We start from the raw sequence: 20,430 nt of genomic DNA, 5'->3' as shown, positions 1-20,430 counted from the left end.
TGAGTCGTGGACATCTTCATCCGATCGGTGCTTGTCCAGACCCGGCCCGGAACAAGCTCGGAATGGCGGGCGCTTCCGCCACGCTCGACGATACGTCACGGGGTCGCGGAAGGCTTGCCCGGGTCGAGTGCCGCCGCGGCCCGGATGTTGCGGGCGGCCTCGGTGAGGAAGTGGCGCATGTCGGCGGAGGACCTGGACCACCGGTACTCGACATCGCCGCCTTCGCCCGCGAGGTCCCCGAGACGCTCCAGGGCCGCCTCAGTCGCGTTGTGCGCGCTGAGCATGAGCTGGCGTAGCTCGGCGCCTCGGTCGGGTGCAGTGGTGTCGTGGGTCATGTCGGAACCTTTCGGAGTCGGGTTTATCGCCTGAGGGGGGCGAGCAGGACCTCGCTCGGCGGCTCATCGACGAGGCGGTAGGCGAAGCGCAGGCAGGCCTTGCAGGTGGGAACGCGGTCGCTCTCGGGGCTGACGCGGTCGAAGCTCAGGTGGCGGGCGCGCGAGGGCGTCCAGCACAGCGACTGGTCGGCGGCGCGCTGCAGACGGCCAGCGTCGAGCGCCTCGCGGACAATGATGTGGTCCGCCCCGGAGACGTGGAACTCGTAGTGGTGAGGGCCGCTGTAGTTGTAGAGCACCGTGACCGGGACGGGGAGGGCCGCGCGAACGCGGTCCCACTCCTTCGCTCGGGCCTGGGCGCGCGCCGCGACGGCGAGCTCGCGCTCGCTCGGCTGGTAGCCCTCTTCCCACGGCGCGGGTGGTCGAGGCTCGACCGGTGGCTCGGGCTCGGCCTGCGCCGCGAGGTCGAGCAGCACGAGCTCCGCATTCGTCAGCCGGTGGAGGTTGAACGGCTTGCCGAGGACCGCGCCAGCCCACGCGTGCCGACCGGCGACGAACCGCGTCACGCGCGTGAGCTGGGCGGGGTCGACAAGCGACCCGGCAACGCGACGCGCGCGGACGCGCAGCTCGTCAAGCTGCGCGTCCGAGAGCCGCGTCGCGGGCTGGTCGGTCATCATCCGGCCCGGTCCGCGAGCGCCTCGTTGTAGGCGTGGACCGCATCGGCGAGGTCGTCGCCGCGGTAGAGCTCGCTGCGGTGGTCGGAGGCGATGAAGCACTGAGCGGCGGTGCAGCGCCGGAGTCGTAGCGTGCCTGTCGCGGCGAGGGTGATGTCGTACGCGGGTTCGAGACGGCGGGCGTCAAGGCGTCCCTGCGCGTCCTCGACGGTCAGGGGACCGTGCTGCTCGGCCAGATCCTTCACGGTCCCGCCGAGCAGGCCGGCGTTCGCGAGCGCCGCAACTGCGCGCTCGGCCCCGGACTCGCTGAGCGGGTTGTAACGCCCGTACGACCAGTGGATCGTCGACGTGCGCAGCACGTGGATCGCCTGCTCGCGCAGGTCCTCCTGCTGCTGCTGCGGGGTTGTCGCGCTGGTCTTGTCACTCATCGCTTTCTCCTTCCGGCCGGATCTGGTCATCGCTTAGGCGCGGCGAGGTGGTCGCGGACGATGTCCGCGAGGCGCCAGGTGATCAGCGGCATGTGGGGCGCCGCCCAGTACTCGGCGACCTTGCGCGGGAGGATGTCCTCCACGGTGTTGAGCGGCAGGTCGGCGACGTCGGGGTCACGCGTGCTGTCATGGCACACGAGCTCCAGTTGGGTGCCGTCGGGCCATGTGACGAGGGCGCCGCGGAAGATCGGCTGGCCGTTGCTGAGGGTGGTGACGAGCGACGCCGCCGGCACCCACTCGTAGTCGAAAGGCGAGCACCCCAGGGAGAGGTCGAACACCAGCCAGCTCGTGTCGGACCCGTAGCCGGTGACTCTTGCCTGCGTCGGGTCCTCGTGGCGCTCCTCGATGAGCAACGCGTTGACGTTCATCCGGACGTAGAAGTCGCCGCGCCTGACGAACGCGTCCGAGAGGTTGGTGATCAGGCGTGCCATGTTTTCTCCTCAGGCGTTGCTGTCGTCGTCGACCACGGCGGTCACCGCGGCGGCCAGGGCGTTGAAGACGTGGTGCCAAGACTGGTCGAGATAAGGTGCGCCGCCGCGCTTGAGGTATTCGCCCTTGCGGAAGCGGTTGGCCAGCCAGAACAGCAGCCCGTGGTCGCGGCGGTCGGCCGTGTAGTGGGTGGCCGCTGACACGAGCTCGCCCGCGATGATGCCGCGCGTCGTGAGGCGGAGACCGAAGACGCGGCTCGCCAGGGCGATGCTGACGGCATTGGCGACGGTGTAGGTGGCGACGTGGCGGGCGCAGGCGGAGGCGCCGTCGGGGCCCGTGAGGCCCTTTGTGAGCGCCTGGTGGTCGGTCTGTAGCCAGTAGTCGGACAGGTGGTGGATCGCGTGCCGGACGCCGAGCAAGACGGCGAAGCGGGTCGCACGGTGCATGAGGTCCCCAACCCTTGGAGGTGGCCGAGAGTGCTTCTCGGCGGAATCGCATCTCCATGCTAGCTCCATTGGATGTCTGCTGAGAAGGCACCGTGACGTCCGCCACACGACTGGAGCAACGGCGTCGGCTATTCGAAGATGCCGTGCTTGACGAGGAGGTCGCGGTACTCCGCCGCGACAGCCGGATCTGCCTTGCGCAGGGCCTCCTTGGGAGCGAGCCCCGTCGCGGCGGCTTCGTTCAACGTCGCCTGCAGCGTGCGCTGCCCGACGCGCGTCGGGACGATCGGCTGCTGTACCGCCAGGGCGGCTGCCGCTTCGTCGTGGTCGTACTGGACGAGAAACAGGAACGACCTGCGGCGCTGGCCGGCGCGCCCGAGCGGAAGAACGTCATGCTCGAGCAACTGGGTTCTGTACGCGGCGGTCACGTCCGGGTCGGCGCGGTCGAGCTTCGCGCCGACGAGGCGACGCTGCGCGGCCTTGCGGAGCAGGCGCAGCATCGCGGTCGTCGTGCATGGGTCCGGCACGATCGGGGAGACGATTGCCAGCGCCGCGGCGGCCTGGTCGACGTCGTACCGGATCGCCGCGCGCAGCTCGACGCGCAGTCGGCCGGTGCGCATGCGGGCCTTGAACGGCACGAAGCGCGAACTGGTGGTGGCTGTCTTGCTCACGTCAACCCACTTCCGATCTCCATCAGGATCGCCTCGACGTCGACATGATCGTAAGTGTCGGAGCGGCTGGCGCTGGCGTTGGCGTTGGCGCGCGCCAGCGCGACGGCCGCCGCCTCGGGGGTGCAGCGCAGGCGGGCGCCGATCTGGTCGTACGTCAGGCCGAGTCGCTGCATCTCCAGGAGGGCCAACTGGCGTTCGGCGATGGAAAGGCGGGCGGGCGGGTCACCGTCGACGGCGCGCTGCACGGCCACCTCGTCGACGTCGTAGTCGCCGCGCCAACATGACCGGCAGCACCGCGTGCCGCTCGCGCGAACGATCGTGTCGTGGCCGGCGTGGCGCTCGTCCCACGGCACGGGCGCGGGTTTGTCGGGATCACGGCGCTGGATGAGCTGGAGATTCTCCTGGCGCGCATCCACGCGGCTCGCAATGCGCCAGGCCGCACCCGGGCTGCAGCCGAACCGGTCGCCGATCTCTTGGTAGGTCAGGCCGCGACGGCGCAGCTCGACGACGACGAGCTCGCGCTCGGCGACGGACAACCGCCCTGGCGGGTCCCCGTCGAGGACGCGGCGGACGGCGTCCTTGTCGACGCTAATGTCCCCGCGCCGGCACGTGCGGCAGAACACGATGCCGTTGCTGCGCTCGCCGGTGTCGTGGCCGACGTGGCGATCGAAGAACGCGGCGCGGCGTGCCTGGCGGCGAGCAACCTCGTGGCGACGGCTGTGCTCAGTGGCACATTCAGGGCAGGCCGCGCCAGGCGCCAACCCCTCGCGCGAGTGGTTGCGGACACAGACATCGACACGTTTGCGGCCTCGGAACGCGTTGGGTTTGCGGGGCGTCGCGCCGACCGGCGGCGGCCCGCCCTCGGGACGCCCGTGATACACCCAGCGCGCGTAGCAGGGGATGATCCAGCCGTACCCGCGGTGCTGGCCTTCCGTGCCGCAGCACGCGCACCGGATCGTGCGGCGGCGGTCGCGATCGGCGGACATCTGCAAAACCTCCGTGTTCATGCGGGGACCGGCACCTCGTTGCCGGTGATGGCTTCCGCCACCGCGGCGACCAGGTCGCGGGCGACGTTGGGCGTGACGGCGTTGCCGCACAGCCGCACATTGAGCGCCTTGGTGCGCCCGAGCAGCGCGAACGTGGGCGGGAACGCCATGCCGAGCTTGATCTCGTCGACCATGAGCATGCGGAACAGGCACTCCTCGAGGGAGGGACGCTGTTCGAGCACGGCATCGCCCTCGACGGTCGTCTGCGTGGGGAGCGGCTGGTAGGCGGAGCGCAGCCGGCCGGTGTCGTAGGCGTACAGGTAGTCGGGATTCCAGAGCGCGTTACCCGGGTTGGCGGCCGGGGTCTTCGTGCGCATCAGCATCGCGATGGCGTGGTGGGTCCCTCTGGCGGCAAACGTGTCGAGTGGCTCCATCGGGTGTTTCGCCACGTTGTGGTTGCGCAGGGGGATGACGGCCATGGGGTTGAGCTGGTGGTGCGAGCCGCCGCGGCCGAGGTCGACGGGCCGCGGGTTCGTCTGCAGCCACTTCGCGATGCGGGCGCGGGTACCGGGGACGAGCCGGTCCCCGATCGGGTCGGCCGGGACGGAGAGGTCGAGGGCCGAGATGGCGGGCAGCGTGAAGGGCGCGACGATGGCGTTGCGGCAGCTCACGCGCGGGCAGCGGTAGACGTACTGCGCGCCGTACGAGCCGTACGGGTTCTTCGGGTTCTTGGGCGCGTAGATCGCGCGCACGACCTCGTCGCACGTGGGGCACCAGGCGCGCGGGCGCGTCCAGCGGTCGAAGTCCGGCGCCTTGTACTTGTCCAGCCAGAAGACGATGTAGACGCGGTTGCGCAGCTGCGGGGCGGGGCGACCCAGCTGGTGGGCGAAAGCAGAGTTGAGGGTGAGGACCTTGTGGCGATAGCCGAGGTTGCGCATCCGCGCAATGAGCTTGGGGAGGTGCTTCCACCGAAGAAGTGGGAGCGTGTTCTCGACGATCACCGCGCGGTACCGGTGGTGCTCGGCGAACCGCGGGACATCGTGCATCAGCGCGCGTGAGCGCTCCGCCGTGTCCTCAGGGAGTGGCTCGTCGTCCTCGTCGTCGAAGACGTCAAGGTCGAAAAGGGTCGGGTCGGTGGCCTGGTCGGTGAAGTCCAGGGGCCGCCCGCTGGCCTGCGAGAAGAACGTGCAGCTGGGCGACGCCCACAGGATGTCGGTCGTGGGGTAGCGGCGCGGATCGGCCTCGTGCACGTCCTGGCGGTCGTGGTCGACGTGGGGAAAGTTGTGCTGGTGCGTTTCGAGGGCGACGGCGCTGTGGTTGACGGCCATCACCACGCGAATGCCGGGCACGGACTCCAGGCCCGACGAGCTTCCCCCGGCCCCGCAGAAGAGGTCGGTGACGGTGAGCTCGACGCCGTCCTCCAGCCAGCTGGGTTTGGCGTAGAGGTGCCCGGTGATGGCGCGGAACTCGCGGTCGACCCACGCCTGTTCGGCGGCCTGCCGCTCGACCCTGGCGGCGAGGGAGGCCTCACGGGCGAGCGTGGCCGCCTGGACGCGGCGTTCGAGAACCGCCGCGATCGCGGCCTCGCGTTCGAGCGTTGCGGTCATGCCTGGTCGTCACTTCCCGTGGAGGCAAGCAGGCCGACGAGGCCTAGCGCCGCGAACGTCGGGGGGCGGTCCGTCGAGAGGACGAGGCGGTCGGCCGGCGGCACGTCGTCGAGCGGCTCGAACTCGGCGAGCGTGGTCAGCGCGACCTCCGGGGTGGCGTCGGACTCCGTGCCGGGCTTCATCGCGCGACCGCGGGCCCGCTCCGCGATAGTGGCGGCCGGAGCGACGCACTCGACGAACAGCGGCCGAACGAGGCCCCCGCACGCGGCACGGAACGCGTCGCGGTGTGTCCGGCGGCGGAACGTGCCGTCAACGACAGCGGTCCCCGCGGCGACCGCGCGGCGGCCGAGCTCTGCGTACGTGTGGAGGCTCGCGGCCTCGGTGTACGCGCTGCACGGTGCTGGGTCGAGCGGACCGACGCCAGCGAGCTGCTTGCGGACGCGGTCGGTGCTGAGGCGCGGCCGGCCCGACGTGAGCGCGATCTTCTCGGCACGGCGCGTCTTGCCGGTGGCTGATGCCCCGCAGATGACGAGCACGGCCGCGGGCAACGTCGACCAGGCGACCGCGTGGAGCCGACGCTCCGCCTCGCGGTCGATGAGGTCGCGCACGCGTGCGCAGGAGCGCAGGACCCTGGTGGCTCGGGCGCTTTGGCCGGCGACGCCTCGACGAAGCGTCCGCTCGACTGCCGCGCGGCAGCTCTCCAGCTCGTCGAGCGTCAGGCCGGGGACGGTGCGTCGCGTCAGGCGCCTGGCACCGCTCACGTCGCGGAGGGCGCTGCTCTTGTCAGACACGAGCGCCCTCCGATGTCCAGATCACTTTTTCTTGCTCGGGATCTTGAGCGACTTTTTCGTCATGGTGCCCGCAGCTACAGCCGAGACCGTGCGCGATGTCGAGGCGAGCGCATCGCTCCATGACCGCGACGTGGCACGGCCAGACCGTCTCGCACTCGACGCACTGGCGGCGGTCGTAGCCGAGTTCGTTGACCGTGTCGGGTCGGTGGATGGTGCTACTGGGAAGGGACATCGGAGCCCCCTAGGCGCTCGGGGAAGCCGTAGCGATCGGACACCTCGTTGAACTTCTCCTTGACCGCCGCGGCGAGGTTGAGGCCGTAGTGCTCGGCGACGAGGTCGGCGTAGATGACGACGTCCGCCAGCTCCTTGCCGAGTGCCTCGAGCAGCTCGGCTGGTGGCGGTCCCGGCTGCTGGATGCCAGTCTCCTGGCGGCGCAGCTTCTTGACGATGTTCGCCGCTTCTCCGGCCTCGCCGCACATGGCATTCGACCAGTCGGCTCCGCTCCACGGCTCGGCCCCCTCGTGCCAGCGTTGGGCGCGCGTGACGTTCGCGGCACGCAGGTCCGCAAGGTCGAGGCGTTCGGTGCTCGGGCTCGCTGAACGCACCATGCAAACGCTCGCTTTCGTGATGACCGCGGTGCCCCTGATCTCTTCGACCCACGAGCTGTCGTCGTCAGCGTGGACGTACGCGCAGCGAGGGCAGATCATCCGGTCGTCCATCCCCCAGTTGCGTTCGGGCCAGTCCTCAGCCGGGTCCTGGAAGTCGTCGTGCGTCATGCGGCGGTTGCGCTCGTTCCACCACGCGTTCGTCCACGCCTCGCCGCTCGACGTCGCCTCGCACGCCCCGCACGTGAAGCAGGCCACGGCCATGTGCTCGTCGGCCGGGTACTCGCTCGCAGCACCGGGGACGTGAGCTTTCGGGTCGAGACGCGTGGCCTCACCGCTCATGGTCGGCCTCCCCGCACTGCTCGCGTGCGTGCGGTTCCGTGATGCGCAGCGCGGCGCGCAGCTCACGGAGTGCGTTCTGCAGGTGCGTACGGCAGTCCTGCGCGTCGGCGAAGGTGAAGTCGAAGCGGTCGGATCCCGGCCTGGCGTCGTAGCTCTCGAACTGGCTCAGGGCGTCGTGAGCGACCCTCGCAGCGCGGGCGACACCAGCGTTCGTGTCAGCAAGCGAGTCGACACGCCAGCCGACGTAGCACACGGCCCCCTGGACGTCGTCGTCGGCCAGCGGCACGAGGTTGTCGCCCTGGCGCTGCCAGTAGCCCGGCCAGCCGATGGCGTCGAGGGACAGAACGGTGTCCTCGGGCAGCACATCGACGCGCGTCCAGTCCACGCCGACCGGCGACACGGCAGCGATGGGGATCGGCGCCCGCGTGCGGTCGTGGTCGCGCGTGAGGGTGGGGAGGTTTCCGAGGTCGCGCGCAAGCGTGACGATGCAGAGCGGCTCGTGCTTGTCGCTGGCGATCACGCTGTTCCGCGAGCAGCCGCAGGGCAGCGCGCCGGTGGCGGACTCAGGGCTGGTGGGTGGCATCGGTTGCCTCCGTGCTGGGGTCCGGGTGCGTCGGCACCCAATGGGCGGTTTCGGGGTCTTGCTGGTAGGTGATCCCGTTGACGGTGTAGCTCGTGAGCATGCGAAACGGGTCCGTCGCGCCGCAGCGCGGGCACCCCGGGACGTCGAGCCAGGCGTCTTCCTGCAGCCAGCCCGCAACGAGGTCTGGGTCCTCGTGCGTGACGTCGAGCGGAAAGTGCGCGGTGATCTTGGCGCGGACGGTGTAGGTCGCGACCACGTCGGAGTAGACGGGCGGGGCCTCCTGGTGTGCTGACAAAACCCGGTCTCCCTACTACGCTGCGATACAACATCCAATGGAGATGCTACCTCCATCGGATTTCGGATTACAAGCACCGGGAGTGCGCGTTGTTCAAGCACCATGGGACACCGATCACGCCGCTGGAGGAGCTGTACGCCTTGCGTGGCGAGTGCTTCTGCGTGAGCTACAGCGATCCGCGCAACGTGGAGATCTGTCACCAGATCGGGCAGGCGGTGATGCTGGACAACGGCGCCTACTCCGCCTGGACGCTCGGGCGGACCGTCGACTGGGATGCCTTTGTCGCGTGGGCCCGGCCGTGGCTGGACTACTCCACCACCTGGGCGGTAATGCCGGACGTGATCGCCGGGAGCCAGGGTGACAACAAGGAGCTGCAGACCTGGCTGGCCGAGACGTACCCCGACGTCTGGCGACGGTCCGCGCCGGTCTGGCACATGCACGAGGACATCACCTACCTCGCGCAGCTGTGCCACCAGCACGAGCGGGTCTGCATCGGTTCCAGCGGGCCGTACGCGGACCCGACCAGCAAGGCCTGGCACGACCGCATGGACCTCGCGATGACGTCGGTCTGCCGCAACGGCCTACCGCCGGCCAAGCTGCACATGCTGCGGGCGATGGCGCAGGTCTCCGGCGGCCCATGGCCGATCTACTCGGCGGACAGCACGAACGTGGCGCGCAACCACCACCGCAGTGGGGACGCGCGCCGCCTGGCGAAGCGCCTGGACGCAGTCCAGCCGGCAGGCCCCTGGAGGCCCACCGGCTGGCAGCTGGATCTGTTCGGGTAGGTCATGCGTAAGTGGCTGTTCTGGTTGATCCAAGGACCGTCGGGCTTGCCGTCGTCGAGGGGTCGCCGGCCGCCGCATGGGCAGTGCTCGACACGCCCCGCCTCGTCGGTCTTGGTCCTGCCGCCGGACGACTCCGCCGAGCAGTGCCGCGCCCGGTGTCGTTCGGTTGGGCGCTCGTCGGCGGGCCATTCGGGTGGGAGGCCAGCCCGCAGCGCGGGGGCCCAGGCAATGCAGGACGTAATCCGGGTTCTTCGCTCGCCGTCCCGCGCTCTGGTCGGGCGTGAGGAGGACGGGCTGATGCGTGGGGGTCACGCCCGCCGAATCTACGCCTGGGGTCGACAGCGACGGGGCGGACCTGGTCGACAACCGTCCTCCGGTTGAGCGTCGATAACCGGCCGTTCATGCGGTGTGGACGCGTGACGCGGCGGACCTGGGCGTTTGGGTCAGGTTCACCTGAATGCGAGTTGACAGTCAATAAGTCGCACACCTAGCGTCGATGACATCAGGATTGCCGTGCGAAAGAGGTGGACCATGATCGAGGCCGTGCCCCATCAGCCAACGCCACCCGGGGAACCATCGGTACGTGCTGCGGCTGGGGAACCGCGCGCAGCGCACCCGCACGACGATCGGGCTGACGGCCCGCCAGTACCCCAAGCCAGCGCTGTCGCTCGACCTCGCGGCGGTGGCGTCATGAGCTGGGTCGTGACGGTCGACGCGGTGTCGCCGAAGCTCGACGGCGGCTGGTGCACCTTGTACTGGCACGTCGGTACGGCCTGGACCACCGACGGGGAACTGGCGACGCGATTCCCGACGAGGGCCGCCGCGGAGGCCGCGCTGGCCGACGAGATCGCTCGCGGGCGCGGGTGGGCTTGCGGCATCGAGCGGGCCCACGTACGGCCCGTTCTCGACGAGCAGTTGGGCCTGTTCGACGAAGCACAGGAAGGGATGCACCAGTGATCACCAACGAGTCGCGGGCGTACGACGAGGCGGCGCTGAAGCGTCGCGCCGAGCGCGCCGAGCAGGCCGTCGCCGACTTGAGCGAGCAGCACACCGCCCTGGCGGGCGAGGTGGTCGCCGCTTACCGCGCGAGGGTCGAGGACCTGGGGTGGGACGTTTTCGAGGCGGCCCGCCGCACGGTCGCTGAGTTCGGTGGCCGGAGTCTGCGCCGGCCCGAGGTCGAGCAGCACGCGCCGATCACGCACGCCGACCTCGACGCCGCCGATGGGCAGGTCAAGCCGTTGCTCGTGCGGGTCGTGGCCGCCGAGCGGGCGCGCGAGGAGCTCGTCAAGCGCCCGGAGGTCACGGTGCACGACGTCATCGGGTTGTTCGAGGAGTACCAACGCCGCCACAACTACGAGCCCGACCACGCCGCCAGCGCGGCGGTGACCGAGGTGTCCGAAGGTTGCGCCGCGTATGTCGAGACGTTCCTCGGCGAGCTGGAGCTCCGCGAGGGCAGCCGGTGACCATAGGTGCGCGCGTCGACGAGGGAATCCCGCCGCTGGTCACCGCGACCACTGCGGCGGGCCGCCTCGGCTGCTCCGTGACGTGGCTCGGCCGGCTGGTGCAGCAGGGCCGCCTGCCTGGCGTGAAGGTGGGGCGGCAGGTCGTGCTGCCCGAGACCGTCGTGGCGGCGCTTGCCGAGCAGCGCCGCCGCGGCGTCGAGGGCTGGGACGCGCCGGAGACCCGGCTGCCCGCGCTGGTCTCGCCGAGCAAGGCCGCCCCTCTGCTCGACTTCGCGCAGGGCAACTCCGTGGTGGCGCTCTACCAGGACGGCAAGCTTCCGGGCCGGAAGGTGGGCAATGACATCGTCCTGCGCCGCGACGTGGTGACCGCGTTGGCGGCCCTGCGCCGGGCAGGTATCGAGCGCTATCCCGGCGCGTAGCCGGACTGGACGAAACAGCGGGAAAGATACCGGGAGACATGCCAGCGGCGATCTCCCGATGGACCGAAGGAGGCCGCGGCGTGACCCCTGACCTGACCACGTACGACGCGATGTTTGTCAACGTCTCCGGCAAGGACGGACGCGCCGCCCTCGCCGTGATCAGCGAGGAGGCCGCGCGGCGCGGCGTGGCGGATCGTGTCTGGACCGTCCATGCCGACCTCGGGTTGATCGAATGGCCTGGTGTCACCGTGAACGGCACCTACTGGCCGAGCAACCGCGAGCTCGTGGCGGCAGAGTCGGCGGCGTACGGCGTCCCACCGGAGCGCCACATCGTCACCTGGCGCACCGTCACGGAGGACGGGGGTCCCCGGCCGCAGAGCCTGCTCGAGTACATCGCGCGCCGCCGGATGTTCCCGGACCCGGCCCGGCGCTACTGCACCAGCGACGTGAAGGTGTCGAAGATCGAGGTGTCGATGACCCCGATCCTGCGAGAGCTGAAGCGCGCGCTGCGCCGGCCGGTCCGGGTGCTCGAGGTGACCGGGATGCGCGCCGAGGAGAGCGCGTCGCGCGCCGATCTGCCCGTGTTGAGCGTCGGCGCGTGCAACAGCTCGAAGGTCGTCGACCGGTACTTGCCGGTGCACAGCATGTCGACTGCTGACGTTCGGGCGCTGAACGATGCGAGCGGCGTGCCGCATCACTGGGCGTACGACTCCGCACCGGGTGCCAACGACTGGGAGGGCATGTCGCGGCTCTCGTGCAGCCTGTGCATCATGTCGAACCTTCGCGACCTGGTGCTTGCGATCCGGCGTCGGCCGCGTCTGGCGAGGCTTTACGCGCGGGTCGAGGAACGACTTGGCCACCGCTTCCGGGCCAATGCGTCGATCGCGTCGCTGATCGTGCGCGCCGACGAGCCGGGCTGGCCGGACCCGGGCGTCGTGCTCGACGAGCAGACGCCCGAGTTCGACCAGCTGGAGGCCGACGTCCTGTCGGCGCTGGATCGAGAGATCCCGCTGCGCGGCGGGACGGGCTTCACCACGCAGGCGTGCGCGCAGGCCTGCACCGGTTGCTGACGGTGCGCTCCGCCCCGGTCAGCATGTCGGGAACGCGTCGTCCGGGAGGGCGGGCGTGAGGGCCTCACCGATCTGGGCAAGCGCCGCGGTGACCGCTAGCTGGGCCGCGCCGTCGACGTCGGCCAGGGCGACCGTGTCGGACCGCCACTCGACGAGGCCGTCGGGCGACACCGCGACGGTGATGTCCGCGGCCGTGCCAATCGGCAAGACGGTGGTTAGCTGCGCGCGGTCAACGGAGACCTCGGTGTCGCAGGTGAGCACGCGGCGTTCGTTCTCATCCGCGCCGAGCTCGTCGAGCGGCTGGAGCTCGGCGACGCGCTTGTGTATGTCGTGCACCGCGTTGCCGAGCCGCTGGACGGCGTCGGTGAGGTGATCGACGCAGGATCGGGGGTCGTCCGCGGCGACGGCGTCGAGCACGCGCTTGATCGCCGTCGTAGCCTGGTCCATCGCTTCGGCCTCGGGCGCGGTGCCGTCGAGCACGAGGATCGGTAGCAGCGTCTTGTGGAGCCCGCCAGCGAGCAGCTGGATCGCGGGCAGGGCCTTCAGCAAAGCGTCGCGCGACGCCGAGGCCGGCGCGTCTGCAGTCGGGTTGGCTTGCGTGTCCATCGGGGTCCCTCCGTCAGGGTCAGTACATGAAGCGGGACAGCGGGTCGCCGCCCGTGATGATGCGGTTGAGCCGGTCGGCGAGCCGGTGGTAGGCGAGCTCTTGGGACGCCGTGAGCCTGACGTCGGCCCCGCCCGCGGACGCCAGGCGCTCGACGATGCGCACAGTGTCATCGTCGTCGGGCAGCGCGAAGAGGGCGAGCAGCCGCGTTAGCGGGAGCAGGGTGTCGTCCGGCGAATCGAGCGGTCGCCCACCGTCCCAGGAGGCGCGGAAGCCTCCAGGGCTGAACTCGTCGAGGATCTTCGCCAGGTTGGCGAGACGGTCGCGGGCGGCGGGGTCTTCCTCGGCGGCACGCTCGGCTGGAGACAGCGCGACCGTGGCGACGGTCAGCGCCTCGGCGAGCGTGTCGAGGTCGGCCCGGTTGACGATCACGGCCCGAAAGGCCACATGCTCGTCGCGGCCATCCGGGCCGAAGATGCGCGGCCCGGGTGGCTGATCCGCATCCCTGAACGACCCGACCGCTTGCTCGAGCACGTGGGCGACGCGGCAAAGGGCCTGTAGGGCTACGGAGTCGGCCAGCGGCGCCGGGACGACCCAAGGCTCAGCGTCCGGCGCGGTGTCCTGCGTGTACGCCTCGACGTGCTCCAGGACGTCGAGCGCGCGGCGGACGAGCTCGACGAGGTCCTCGTTGTCGGGCACGAGCCGCGGACGGCGTTGCTCGAAGGTTTCCGCGGCACCGGCGAAGCGCGTCCACGCGGACTGCCGGGTGATGCCGAGTACGTCGCCGATGTTCTGCCAGCTGGCGCCGGCCATGCGCTCGGCGATCACCGCGAGGGTGAGCACGTGCTCGGCATGCCCGGCCAGGGTCGCAGCGGTCGCGACGAGGGCTCCCGGCTCCCGGCGCGTGGCGTCGTGACCGGCGACGAGGACGCGGCAGGAAGCGCTGAGCTTCGCGGCCTGGACGCTGAGGACGAGCCGGGCGCGGTGGGCGTCCTCTGCGAGAAGCGTGCCGCTGTCGGTGTCGGGTGGAGTCATGACTGTCAGCGTAGACCTGACACTTTCGGGCTCTCGGGTGAGGGTCTCGGGCGGGGGTGTTTCCCGTTTCCTTCTTGGGTAGGCAGCGGGAAACACCTGGTCAGAGGGGGTGCGCGAGTCCGAAGCTCGAAGCATGGACACCACAACCTCGACCGCGACGCCGGTCCTCTTGCAGTCCTTCGGCTACCTCCACGGCGCGGCGCCGGAAGCGGACGTCACGCTCGACGTCCGGCGATGGCTCCACGACCCCGCCGCGGCGAGGAGCATCCTCGACCTGGACGGCCGGGACACCCGTGTGCAGCGGGTGGTGTGCCGCACCCCGGGTGCCCTTCCCCTGATCGAGCACATCGGCGACGTCGTCGCCGACTTCCCCCTCGAGCGGCAGTGCGTCATCGCCGTGGGGTGTGCCGGTGGCCGCAACCGCAGCGTGGCGCTCGTGCAGCTCGCGGCGGCCCAGCTGCTGCTGTACGGGTACGACGTCCTCGTCGAGCACCGCGACGTCCAGCGCCCGCGCGTCCTGCGCAGCGACACCGCGAGCTCGCGGTGAGCGCCGCGGCGGGCCGCAGTCCGCACCACGCGCCGGCCGAGCCCCGGCGGACGCAACCGGAGCGGCTGTACTACGAGGCTCCGACGTACTACAACCCGCAGCCAGCCGACGCGCCCGCGGTTTTCCTCGGCGGGGGGATCACGGGGTGCCCGCGTTGGCACGACCGCGCGATCGAGCTGCTTATGAGTGCCCCCGACCCAGTGGTGATCCTGAACCCAAACAGGGCCAACTTTCCGATCCACGACGAGCACGCCTCGATGCAGCAGGTGACCTGGGAGCACCATCACCTGCACCTGCCTGGGGTCACCACGCTGATGTGGTTTCCGGCGTGCGACCCGGCGATCACCGTGCAGCCGATCGCGATGCTTGAGCTGGGGGGCGCCCTGGAAGGGCGGCGGCGGCTCGTGGTCGGGGCCGACGACGGGTATCCGCGCCGTGCGGACGTCCGGATGCAGTGCCAGGTGTACCGGCCCGGTCTGGTCGTGTACTCGACCCTTGAGGACGTCGTGCAGATCGTGCTGGACAGCGTGGCGGCACAGCGTCGCGGGGCATAGCCCAGGGTCCGGACAAGCCGCAGGCGGCCGTCGCCACCAGGGCGACGGCCGGCTGTTTGTCACGACGCTTCGGGCCCTCAGGGACGAGAGTTGCCGAGCTGGTCGAGTGCGTACCGGGTCACCGCGGCGCGATCCCACTGCGGGCGACCATCGACCCATTGGGGCTGGGGGGCGCGGCCATCACGGACGGCGTCGCGCCACTCCTCGAGGTGGATCCGTACTCCGAGGTGGCGCAGCAAGGCCATGGTCCGGTCCCGAGACAGCAGCTCGTCAGCCGCGAGGGCAGCGTCTGCACTTGGCGCGCGCCAGTCCTGGGACCCCCAGGGGCGGATCGGGACGTTGCCGGCGGGGACGTTCTCGGCCTGTCGTTCGATCCACGAGTGCACGTCGATTCCGTCGTCGCACGACCAGGTCGACCAACCTCGCCAGGTCTGGTAGTCGGGTTGGTCGAGCGCAGCCGGGGAGTACTGGGGCCACTCCTCGCGCGGCACGAGATCCCGGAGCGGCTGGCGGGACTCCAGGAGGACCGCGGCAGTGCCGCTGACCGGTTGGGCGGCCATGACCTCGGCCAGGGCACGAGCGATCGGGGTGAGCAGGCCCAGGCCGACGCGCGCGTCGATGTCGAGGGAGATCGTGACGAACGGGCCGATCGGGTTGGTCCGCGGGCGGCCTGGACGCGGCGGGGAGCTGGCGGCCTCGGCCTCGACGGCGGCGCGGTCGTAACGGTTCTCGCCGTGCCCGGCATCGGCGCCGACGGGATCGACGCCGCGGCGGCGGAGCTTGCGCCGGGCCGCAGCCGCCGGATCGGGGGAGTCGGCCAGCCCGAGGGCGAGCGCTTCGGCCGAAGTGAGGCGCACCGTGCGCAGCGCGTCCCACATCAGGTGGTAGTAGCGATCGAGGTCGCGCTTGACCACTTTGGCCGGGTTGCCGTTCGTGCGGTGGGCAACGCCGGGCAGGTCGTCGGTCGTGAGGGCCAACGGTTCAGTCACGGTCACGCCCCCTGGGACGGCGGCCGCGGGGACGACTGTGCCGCGGCCGCGACTGGCGCCGCGGCGTCGCCGGCGGCCTCGACTTGCGCCTGGACCCAGTTCGCGGCCGCCTTGACGCTCCTGAACCGCACGTCGCCACTGACGACGGTGTACGTGAGGTAGGGACGGGGGGTGTAGCGGGGCGTGATGATCTCCGGGAGGGCAGCGCCCTTCCAGCTCACACCACCGCGCTGCCCCTCATGGCGCCCGATGCTGCCGACGACATGCTCGGGCTCGAGGCGGTCGACACGCTCCGGTGCGCACAGGTACTCGTCCGGCTCGGTGCCGTCGTACAGCAACGGCGGGCCGGCGTAGAGCCAGAGTGCGCCGACCTTGCGCGGTGGGGTCCCGTACCCGGTGGCCGCCGTCGTCGTCGGCGCGAGTTCGTAGCTCTCGCCGCGGAAGCGACGGACGAGGTCGCACGAGCGGCAGACGAGGCGGACCGTCAGGCACTCGTACTCGTTGCCGTGCTCGCAGCCCTCGTTGGGACAGGAGTGGTCGCACCCTTCGTTGCGGGGGCGCCAGGCGCTGTAGTCGGGCCGGGAGTCGACCTCCCAGGCCGGCCGCTTGCAGTCGGGCCGGTGGGCCGGCTGAGACCAGCCGAAGTACGCGTTAGCCGCGGTGGGCACTGTCTACTCCTCACTCGGGAAGGGCGTCGGGGCGGACCAGGCCGACCCGCTCGAGGGCGTCGTCGGGGTCCGCGCCGGAGTCGCGCAGCAGCCACCACCGCTGGATGGCGTCCTCGACCGCGGCGCGGTGCCAGGGGCCCCACTGGACGAGTCTCGCGGTGAACGCCACCGCGTCGACGTCGTGTCGAGCGCCCGGGGCAGGTGCGTTGAGCGCGTCGAGGATCGCGGCGAGCAGCCCGTCGCGGCGGTCGTACGCGGTGCAGCACAGAAGCGCTTCGTCACGCGTCAGCTGGATGCTCCGCAGGGCCGCGGCCAGGAGCTCGTAGAAGAGGGTGAGGTCCCGCTTGGCGACCGCGGATCGATCGTGGCTGTTGTCGGTGCGCTCCGCCAGGCGCACGGCGAGGTCGCCGGCGCCGAGGCGGAACTGGACCCGGTTCGGCGTGGCCGGGGGAGGCTGCGACATGGCGGTTCCTTCGGGAGCGTGGGTCAGGCCGGCTTGCCGCACGCGGCGCAGATGACGTCGTCCATGCCCCAGTCCCACACGTAGCCGGGCGGTGTCATCGGGTCGTCGGCCGTGAGCTGCGCCGCATCGATCCGCGCGGCGTAGAACGGCTGGGTGGCCAGCCGCGCCATCTTCTCGGCGCCGCCGAACTTGGCCTCCACGAACGCCTGGGCGGAGTCGTACGCGCCGCCACCGATCAGCTGCCAGACCGCGGGCAACGGCACGGGGAAGCAGTGGTCATGCCAGGCGACCGGCCACGAGGGGTGCGCAACGGGGGCGCAGTCGTGCCAGCCGACCAGCCGGGCGCGGTGTGCGTCGCGGATCCAGTACGTCATCGGGCCTCCCGTCACCACCGACCCCGGGATCCGGGCCAGGTGGTGACGAGCGTACGACAGATGTCGCCACCCGTCACCACGTGTCACCCGGTCGGCCGAAGGTCCTGCGCCGGGTTCCCCACAACTTCTCGCAGCAGACTAGACGGACGACGGCGCGCCCCCCACGCTCGCCTCGTGCTCACGCTCCGTTCAATCCGCGTCGTCTGTGGCGACGACGGGCACGCCGGGACCGACGCTCGACGGGTCAGCAACTACCTGCTCGACCGCTCCGCGTCGCCGCAGGCGTTCGCGCTGGACGGCGGCGACCAGCGCAGCAACTCGATGTGGCTGGGCGCCGGGGACACCCTGAGCAAGCTCGGCCTCGAGCGCGGTGCAGACGTCACGACGCGGCAGATGGAGGCGGCGCTGGAGGGGCGTCACGCGATCACGAACGACCGGGTCCGGTTCGGTCGCTGGGTGAAGGACGAGGGCTACGTCCTCCGCAGCCTCGAGGCGACGTGGTCGGTCCCGAAGTCGGTCTCGGTCCTTCGCAGCCAGGCTCGTGGACGCCAGCTGGAAGACCTCGATCGCGCCGTGGTGGTCTCGTCGGACCGGGCGCTGCAGTACCTCCTGAAGATGAACGAGGTCGTGCGCTACCGCGTTGGTGAGGAGCGCATGGCGGAGGTGGCCCGGGGGTTTGCGGCGTCGGCGACGCTGCACGTCGTCTCACGTCCGGCGGCGGGGGAGGTCGTCCCATCACCGCAGGTGCATGTGCATACGGCGATCGTGGGCGTCGAGGGTGCCGACGGCCGTGTGCGATCACCCGACCAGTTCACCCTGTTCAGGAACGGCGTGCCGCTGGAAGGCGGCGCCGTATTCCGCGCGATGCTCGCGCACGAGCTCGTCAAGCTCGGCTACGAGATCCAGCCGGGCACCGGCACGAAGCGTCGGTACTTCGAGATCGCCGGCGTTCCCGAAGGGCTGCGCGATCGGATGTCTGCGCGGACGCACGAGATCCTCGCCTCTCGGCAGGACATCGAGGAGGCGCGCCAGCAACCGATGAGCTCCCGTGAGGCGGCGCGACTGGCGTTGCTCACCCGGCGGCACAAGATCGATGTCGACCCCGCAGTCGCGAAAGCGGTCTGGGCGGCGCATGCCGCAGAGTTCGGATTCTCCGCCGAGAAGGTCGCCGCGCTGATCGGCAGTCCGGGCTACGGCAAGGACGTGGAGACACGGTGGCAGGAGGCACGCGAGGCCGTCGAGGAGTACATGCGCGAGCGCGGTCCGACGGTGACCGCGACCGGCGCGCGGACGATCGCCTACGAGGTCGCCCAAGGACGAATGAGCGTGGAAGACGCCCACGCGCTCGTGCAGGAGCTCCAGATCGAGGGTGCCTTGCTCACGCTGGCGGCTCGCGAGGGCGAGACGCGGGTGACGACTCCGGGCATCCGCGAACTCGAGCAGCAGGTGATGACCGTGGCGCGGGACGCCGCAGCGCGCGGGGACAGTCCGCTGTCGCCCGAGGCACGGGCCATCGGCTTGGCGACGGCGAACGCCGCGCTCGGTCCAGGCAAGTCGCTGGCGTGGGAGCAGGAGCAGGCCTTTGAGATGCTCACGAGCGGCGCGGGCTGGAGTGTGCTGACCGGCCGCGCCGGCACGGGAAAGAACCCGACGCTGCACGCGGTCGCGGCGGCGTACCAGGCCGACGGCTGGCAGGTGATCGCGTGTGCCACCGACAACACCAACGCCACGCAGCTTGCGCAGGACCTCGCCGGGGATGGCTCGGCGATCGATGCGTACTCGATCACGCGCGTGCTGGTCCGGACCGAAAGGGGCCTGCTGACCGTTGACGACCGCACGCTGATCTTGATCGACGAAGCGGGCAAGGTCGGGACCGAGCAGTGGTCGCAGATCGCCAAGCTCGTCGACCAGTACGGCGCGCGCGTGGCTGCCGTGGGGCATGCCGGGCAGCACGACGCGATTCGCTTGCCGGGTCTGTTCGCGCAGATGGCTGACGAGCGGTCCGGGATCCCGGTGCGTCGCCTCGTCGAGATCCGCCGCCACCGCGATCCCAACGATCCGAGCAAGCTTCACCCGTGGTTGCCGGAGTACCAGGTCGCGGTCGACGAGGCCCGCGGCGAGGACGCCGTCAGCATCCTGCGGCGCGAGAACGCGATCACGCTGTATGACACGCGCCAGGACGCGATGGAGGCGATGGTCGCCGAATGGGACCAGTGGCGTCGCCCGTATCCCGTCGAGCAGTGCGTGATGCTGGTGCATGGCTCAAACGCCGACGTCGACGCCGTCAACGTCTTGGCCCAGCAGCGCCGCTACGAGGCCGGCGAGCTCTCCCGACACAGCGTCGAGGCCGTTGACCGCAGCTACCGGTTGCGCGTCGGCGACTCGGTGATGCTGCGCAACAGCGCTTACGTGTTGGGGCCGCAGGAGGGCGGGCCGCGGCGCGTTGAGAACGGACAGGTCGCGACGATCCAGGCGATCGACGTCCAGCGCGACGTCGTGACCGTGCGTTTGATCGGCCGCGGCAAGGGCGCCGGCGACAGCGTCGACATCGACATGGGCCGCTTGCGCCGCGAGCACGCCGACGAGCTGTTTCGCCTGGCCGCCGGCGGCAAGCCGGCACCGTCGCTGCCGCCATCGCTGCGCCTCTTCTACGGCTGCCACACGTTCCCAGAGCAGGGCGCCACCGAGGCCGGCACCGCCGAGCTCGGACATCCCGTTCAGGGCAAGGAGAGCAGCTACGTCGCCGCGTCACGCGCCAAGTACCGCCACAGCGTCCATGTTGCTCGTGAGGACCTCCTGATCGACGAGGAGCTCGACACGCCGGGCATCGTCACGGAGATCCCCGACGAGGAGTTCTTCGGCCGCTACGCCGACAAGCTCCAGCGCTCGCAGCGCAAGCAGGCGAGCATCGCCTACCCACTGGATGGCGGGACACCGATTGCCGGGACGATGCCGCGGTTCGCCTCCACCCCGCAGTTCCCAACGCGCGGCCGGGGCTTGGCGGGCGATCCGCTGGAGCCCTACGCCCGGCTGCTCGGAGAAGACCTGGCCGAGCGCCTCGACCGACTAGCGGACGCTAAGGAACGACACCTGCCGACCGACCTCGCAGCGTTGCTCGCCACGCGTGACCGCGCGGCGCTCGCGCTCAAGAGCCTTGACGGCGCGGCGGCCCTCGAGATCCAGCGCCTGGAGGCCCAACGCCGCGGACTGCGG

The 20,430-nt window shown here is 70.6% G+C and carries 26 protein-coding genes; 8 read left to right on the top strand and 18 right to left on the bottom strand.

What is annotated here, in order from left to right:
* Positions 1-95: 95 nt before the first annotated feature.
* From VF106_RS41555 to VF106_RS41500, 12 genes are all read right to left on the bottom strand, one after another.
* Positions 96-335 (bottom strand): hypothetical protein, encoded by a 240-nt coding sequence (locus VF106_RS41555; protein WP_330845524.1) that lies wholly within the window; start codon positions 333-335, stop codon positions 96-98.
* 23 nt (positions 336-358) lie between these two features.
* Positions 359-1,009, bottom strand: a complete 651-nt coding sequence (locus VF106_RS41550; RefSeq protein WP_330845523.1) for a DUF8336 domain-containing protein — start codon at positions 1,007-1,009, stop codon at positions 359-361.
* Entirely contained in the window at positions 1,006-1,434 is a 429-nt protein-coding gene (locus tag VF106_RS41545) for a hypothetical protein (protein WP_330845522.1), read from the bottom strand. Before VF106_RS41545 ends, VF106_RS41550 begins: the two co-directional genes overlap by 4 nt.
* 26 nt (positions 1,435-1,460) lie before the next feature.
* Complete coding sequence (locus tag VF106_RS41540) at positions 1,461-1,925, bottom strand: hypothetical protein (RefSeq protein ID WP_330845521.1); 465 nt, start codon at positions 1,923-1,925, stop codon at positions 1,461-1,463.
* Between the two features lie 9 nt (positions 1,926-1,934).
* Complete coding sequence (locus VF106_RS41535; protein WP_330845520.1) at positions 1,935-2,369, bottom strand: transcriptional regulator; 435 nt, start codon at positions 2,367-2,369, stop codon at positions 1,935-1,937.
* 128 nt (positions 2,370-2,497) lie between these two features.
* The gene (locus tag VF106_RS41530) at positions 2,498-3,037 is read right to left on the bottom strand and encodes a hypothetical protein (protein ID WP_330845519.1); all 540 of its coding nucleotides are present in this window, start codon (positions 3,035-3,037) and stop codon (positions 2,498-2,500) included.
* Entirely contained in the window at positions 3,034-4,044 is a 1,011-nt protein-coding gene (locus VF106_RS41525; RefSeq protein WP_330845518.1) for a hypothetical protein, read from the bottom strand. The genes VF106_RS41530 and VF106_RS41525 overlap by 4 nt, the downstream gene beginning before the upstream one ends.
* Positions 4,041-5,630, bottom strand: coding sequence for a DNA cytosine methyltransferase (locus VF106_RS41520; protein ID WP_330845517.1), 1,590 nt, complete (start codon positions 5,628-5,630; stop codon positions 4,041-4,043). Before VF106_RS41520 ends, VF106_RS41525 begins: the two co-directional genes overlap by 4 nt.
* Positions 5,627-6,421: a P-loop nucleotide/nucleoside kinase family protein gene (locus tag VF106_RS41515; protein WP_330845516.1), complete on the bottom strand. Its 795-nt coding sequence runs from the start codon at positions 6,419-6,421 to the stop codon at positions 5,627-5,629. The genes VF106_RS41520 and VF106_RS41515 overlap by 4 nt, the downstream gene beginning before the upstream one ends.
* Positions 6,422-6,636: 215 nt before the next feature.
* The gene (locus VF106_RS41510; RefSeq protein WP_330845515.1) at positions 6,637-7,368 is read right to left on the bottom strand and encodes a nucleoside triphosphate pyrophosphohydrolase family protein; all 732 of its coding nucleotides are present in this window, start codon (positions 7,366-7,368) and stop codon (positions 6,637-6,639) included.
* Complete coding sequence (locus VF106_RS41505) at positions 7,358-7,951, bottom strand: hypothetical protein (RefSeq protein ID WP_330845514.1); 594 nt, start codon at positions 7,949-7,951, stop codon at positions 7,358-7,360. The genes VF106_RS41510 and VF106_RS41505 overlap by 11 nt, the downstream gene beginning before the upstream one ends.
* The gene (locus VF106_RS41500) at positions 7,932-8,246 is read right to left on the bottom strand and encodes a hypothetical protein (RefSeq protein ID WP_330845513.1); all 315 of its coding nucleotides are present in this window, start codon (positions 8,244-8,246) and stop codon (positions 7,932-7,934) included. Before VF106_RS41500 ends, VF106_RS41505 begins: the two co-directional genes overlap by 20 nt.
* 89 nt (positions 8,247-8,335) lie before the next feature.
* On the opposite strand from VF106_RS41500, the gene VF106_RS41495 reads away from it, so the two are divergent.
* From VF106_RS41495 to VF106_RS41475, 5 genes are all read left to right on the top strand, one after another.
* On the top strand, positions 8,336-9,031 hold the full coding sequence (locus VF106_RS41495) for a hypothetical protein (protein ID WP_330845512.1): 696 nt from the start codon (positions 8,336-8,338) through the stop codon (positions 9,029-9,031).
* A gap of 690 nt (positions 9,032-9,721) precedes the next feature.
* Positions 9,722-9,988, top strand: coding sequence for a hypothetical protein (locus tag VF106_RS41490; RefSeq protein WP_330845511.1), 267 nt, complete (start codon positions 9,722-9,724; stop codon positions 9,986-9,988).
* Positions 9,985-10,494 (top strand): hypothetical protein, encoded by a 510-nt coding sequence (locus tag VF106_RS41485; protein WP_330845510.1) that lies wholly within the window; start codon positions 9,985-9,987, stop codon positions 10,492-10,494. The genes VF106_RS41490 and VF106_RS41485 overlap by 4 nt, the downstream gene beginning before the upstream one ends.
* Positions 10,491-10,913, top strand: a complete 423-nt coding sequence (locus VF106_RS41480; RefSeq protein WP_330845509.1) for a helix-turn-helix domain-containing protein — start codon at positions 10,491-10,493, stop codon at positions 10,911-10,913. Before VF106_RS41485 ends, VF106_RS41480 begins: the two co-directional genes overlap by 4 nt.
* Before the next feature lie 80 nt (positions 10,914-10,993).
* The gene (locus VF106_RS41475; protein WP_330845508.1) at positions 10,994-11,983 is read left to right on the top strand and encodes an adenine nucleotide alpha hydrolase family protein; all 990 of its coding nucleotides are present in this window, start codon (positions 10,994-10,996) and stop codon (positions 11,981-11,983) included.
* Positions 11,984-12,001: 18 nt separating this feature from the next.
* Here the strand turns inward: VF106_RS41475 and VF106_RS41470 are convergent, their stop codons facing one another.
* Positions 12,002-12,589: a hypothetical protein gene (locus VF106_RS41470; RefSeq protein ID WP_330845507.1), complete on the bottom strand. Its 588-nt coding sequence runs from the start codon at positions 12,587-12,589 to the stop codon at positions 12,002-12,004.
* Between the two features lie 19 nt (positions 12,590-12,608).
* A complete protein-coding gene (locus VF106_RS41465; protein ID WP_330845506.1) occupies positions 12,609-13,622 on the bottom strand; it encodes a hypothetical protein in 1,014 nt (337 codons plus the stop codon).
* 133 nt (positions 13,623-13,755) lie between these two features.
* Here VF106_RS41465 and VF106_RS41460 point away from each other — a divergent pair, with 133 nt between their 5' ends.
* On the top strand, positions 13,756-14,169 hold the full coding sequence (locus VF106_RS41460; protein WP_414639180.1) for a RapZ C-terminal domain-containing protein: 414 nt from the start codon (positions 13,756-13,758) through the stop codon (positions 14,167-14,169).
* Entirely contained in the window at positions 14,166-14,723 is a 558-nt protein-coding gene (locus VF106_RS41455) for a nucleoside 2-deoxyribosyltransferase domain-containing protein (protein ID WP_330845504.1), read from the top strand. The genes VF106_RS41460 and VF106_RS41455 overlap by 4 nt, the downstream gene beginning before the upstream one ends.
* A gap of 77 nt (positions 14,724-14,800) precedes the next feature.
* Here the strand turns inward: VF106_RS41455 and VF106_RS41450 are convergent, their stop codons facing one another.
* Genes VF106_RS41450 through VF106_RS41435 form a run of 4 tightly spaced genes read right to left on the bottom strand, consistent with a single transcriptional unit; the run spans position 14,801 to position 17,217 of the window.
* On the bottom strand, positions 14,801-15,712 hold the full coding sequence (locus tag VF106_RS41450) for a hypothetical protein (protein WP_330845503.1): 912 nt from the start codon (positions 15,710-15,712) through the stop codon (positions 14,801-14,803).
* Positions 15,713-15,714: 2 nt separating this feature from the next.
* Positions 15,715-16,380 carry a hypothetical protein gene (locus tag VF106_RS41445; protein ID WP_330845502.1) on the bottom strand — a complete coding sequence of 222 codons (666 nt, stop codon included), beginning with the start codon at positions 16,378-16,380 and terminating at the stop codon, positions 15,715-15,717.
* A 10-nt stretch (positions 16,381-16,390) separates the two neighbouring features.
* Positions 16,391-16,843 carry a hypothetical protein gene (locus VF106_RS41440; RefSeq protein WP_330845501.1) on the bottom strand — a complete coding sequence of 151 codons (453 nt, stop codon included), beginning with the start codon at positions 16,841-16,843 and terminating at the stop codon, positions 16,391-16,393.
* A 23-nt stretch (positions 16,844-16,866) separates the two neighbouring features.
* Complete coding sequence (locus VF106_RS41435; protein WP_330845500.1) at positions 16,867-17,217, bottom strand: hypothetical protein; 351 nt, start codon at positions 17,215-17,217, stop codon at positions 16,867-16,869.
* Between the two features lie 174 nt (positions 17,218-17,391).
* Between VF106_RS41435 and mobF the strand changes: the two genes are divergently transcribed.
* Positions 17,392-20,430: MobF family relaxase (gene mobF, locus VF106_RS41430; RefSeq protein WP_330845499.1), on the top strand; the 3,039-nt coding region annotated here is incomplete at its 3' end.

The sequence above is a fragment of the Actinophytocola sp. genome, assembly GCF_036378875.1.
Classification (GTDB): Bacteria; Actinomycetota; Actinomycetes; order Mycobacteriales; family Pseudonocardiaceae; genus Actinophytocola.
The sequence above is the reverse complement of the archived record's forward strand: the minus strand, read 5'-3'. Positions and strand labels throughout refer to the sequence as shown.

Excerpts from the sequence above, each read along its gene's own strand:
- VF106_RS41435 (WP_330845500.1), bottom strand. The coding sequence starts at position 17,217 with ATGACGTACTGGATCCGCGACGCACACCGCGCCCGGCTGGTCGGCTGG.
- VF106_RS41440 (WP_330845501.1), bottom strand. The coding sequence starts at position 16,843 with ATGTCGCAGCCTCCCCCGGCCACGCCGAACCGGGTCCAGTTCCGCCTC.
- VF106_RS41490 (WP_330845511.1), top strand. The coding sequence starts at position 9,722 with ATGAGCTGGGTCGTGACGGTCGACGCGGTGTCGCCGAAGCTCGACGGC.
- VF106_RS41550 (WP_330845523.1), bottom strand. The coding sequence starts at position 1,009 with ATGATGACCGACCAGCCCGCGACGCGGCTCTCGGACGCGCAGCTTGAC.
- VF106_RS41505 (WP_330845514.1), bottom strand. The coding sequence starts at position 7,951 with ATGCCACCCACCAGCCCTGAGTCCGCCACCGGCGCGCTGCCCTGCGGC.
- VF106_RS41555 (WP_330845524.1), bottom strand. The coding sequence starts at position 335 with ATGACCCACGACACCACTGCACCCGACCGAGGCGCCGAGCTACGCCAG.
- VF106_RS41460 (WP_414639180.1), top strand. The coding sequence starts at position 13,756 with ATGGACACCACAACCTCGACCGCGACGCCGGTCCTCTTGCAGTCCTTC.
- VF106_RS41520 (WP_330845517.1), bottom strand. The coding sequence starts at position 5,630 with ATGACCGCAACGCTCGAACGCGAGGCCGCGATCGCGGCGGTTCTCGAA.
- VF106_RS41465 (WP_330845506.1), bottom strand. The coding sequence starts at position 13,622 with ATGACTCCACCCGACACCGACAGCGGCACGCTTCTCGCAGAGGACGCC.
- VF106_RS41470 (WP_330845507.1), bottom strand. The coding sequence starts at position 12,589 with ATGGACACGCAAGCCAACCCGACTGCAGACGCGCCGGCCTCGGCGTCG.
- VF106_RS41535 (WP_330845520.1), bottom strand. The coding sequence starts at position 2,369 with ATGCACCGTGCGACCCGCTTCGCCGTCTTGCTCGGCGTCCGGCACGCG.
- VF106_RS41545 (WP_330845522.1), bottom strand. The coding sequence starts at position 1,434 with ATGAGTGACAAGACCAGCGCGACAACCCCGCAGCAGCAGCAGGAGGAC.
- VF106_RS41540 (WP_330845521.1), bottom strand. The coding sequence starts at position 1,925 with ATGGCACGCCTGATCACCAACCTCTCGGACGCGTTCGTCAGGCGCGGC.
- VF106_RS41525 (WP_330845518.1), bottom strand. The coding sequence starts at position 4,044 with ATGAACACGGAGGTTTTGCAGATGTCCGCCGATCGCGACCGCCGCCGC.
- VF106_RS41510 (WP_330845515.1), bottom strand. The coding sequence starts at position 7,368 with ATGAGCGGTGAGGCCACGCGTCTCGACCCGAAAGCTCACGTCCCCGGT.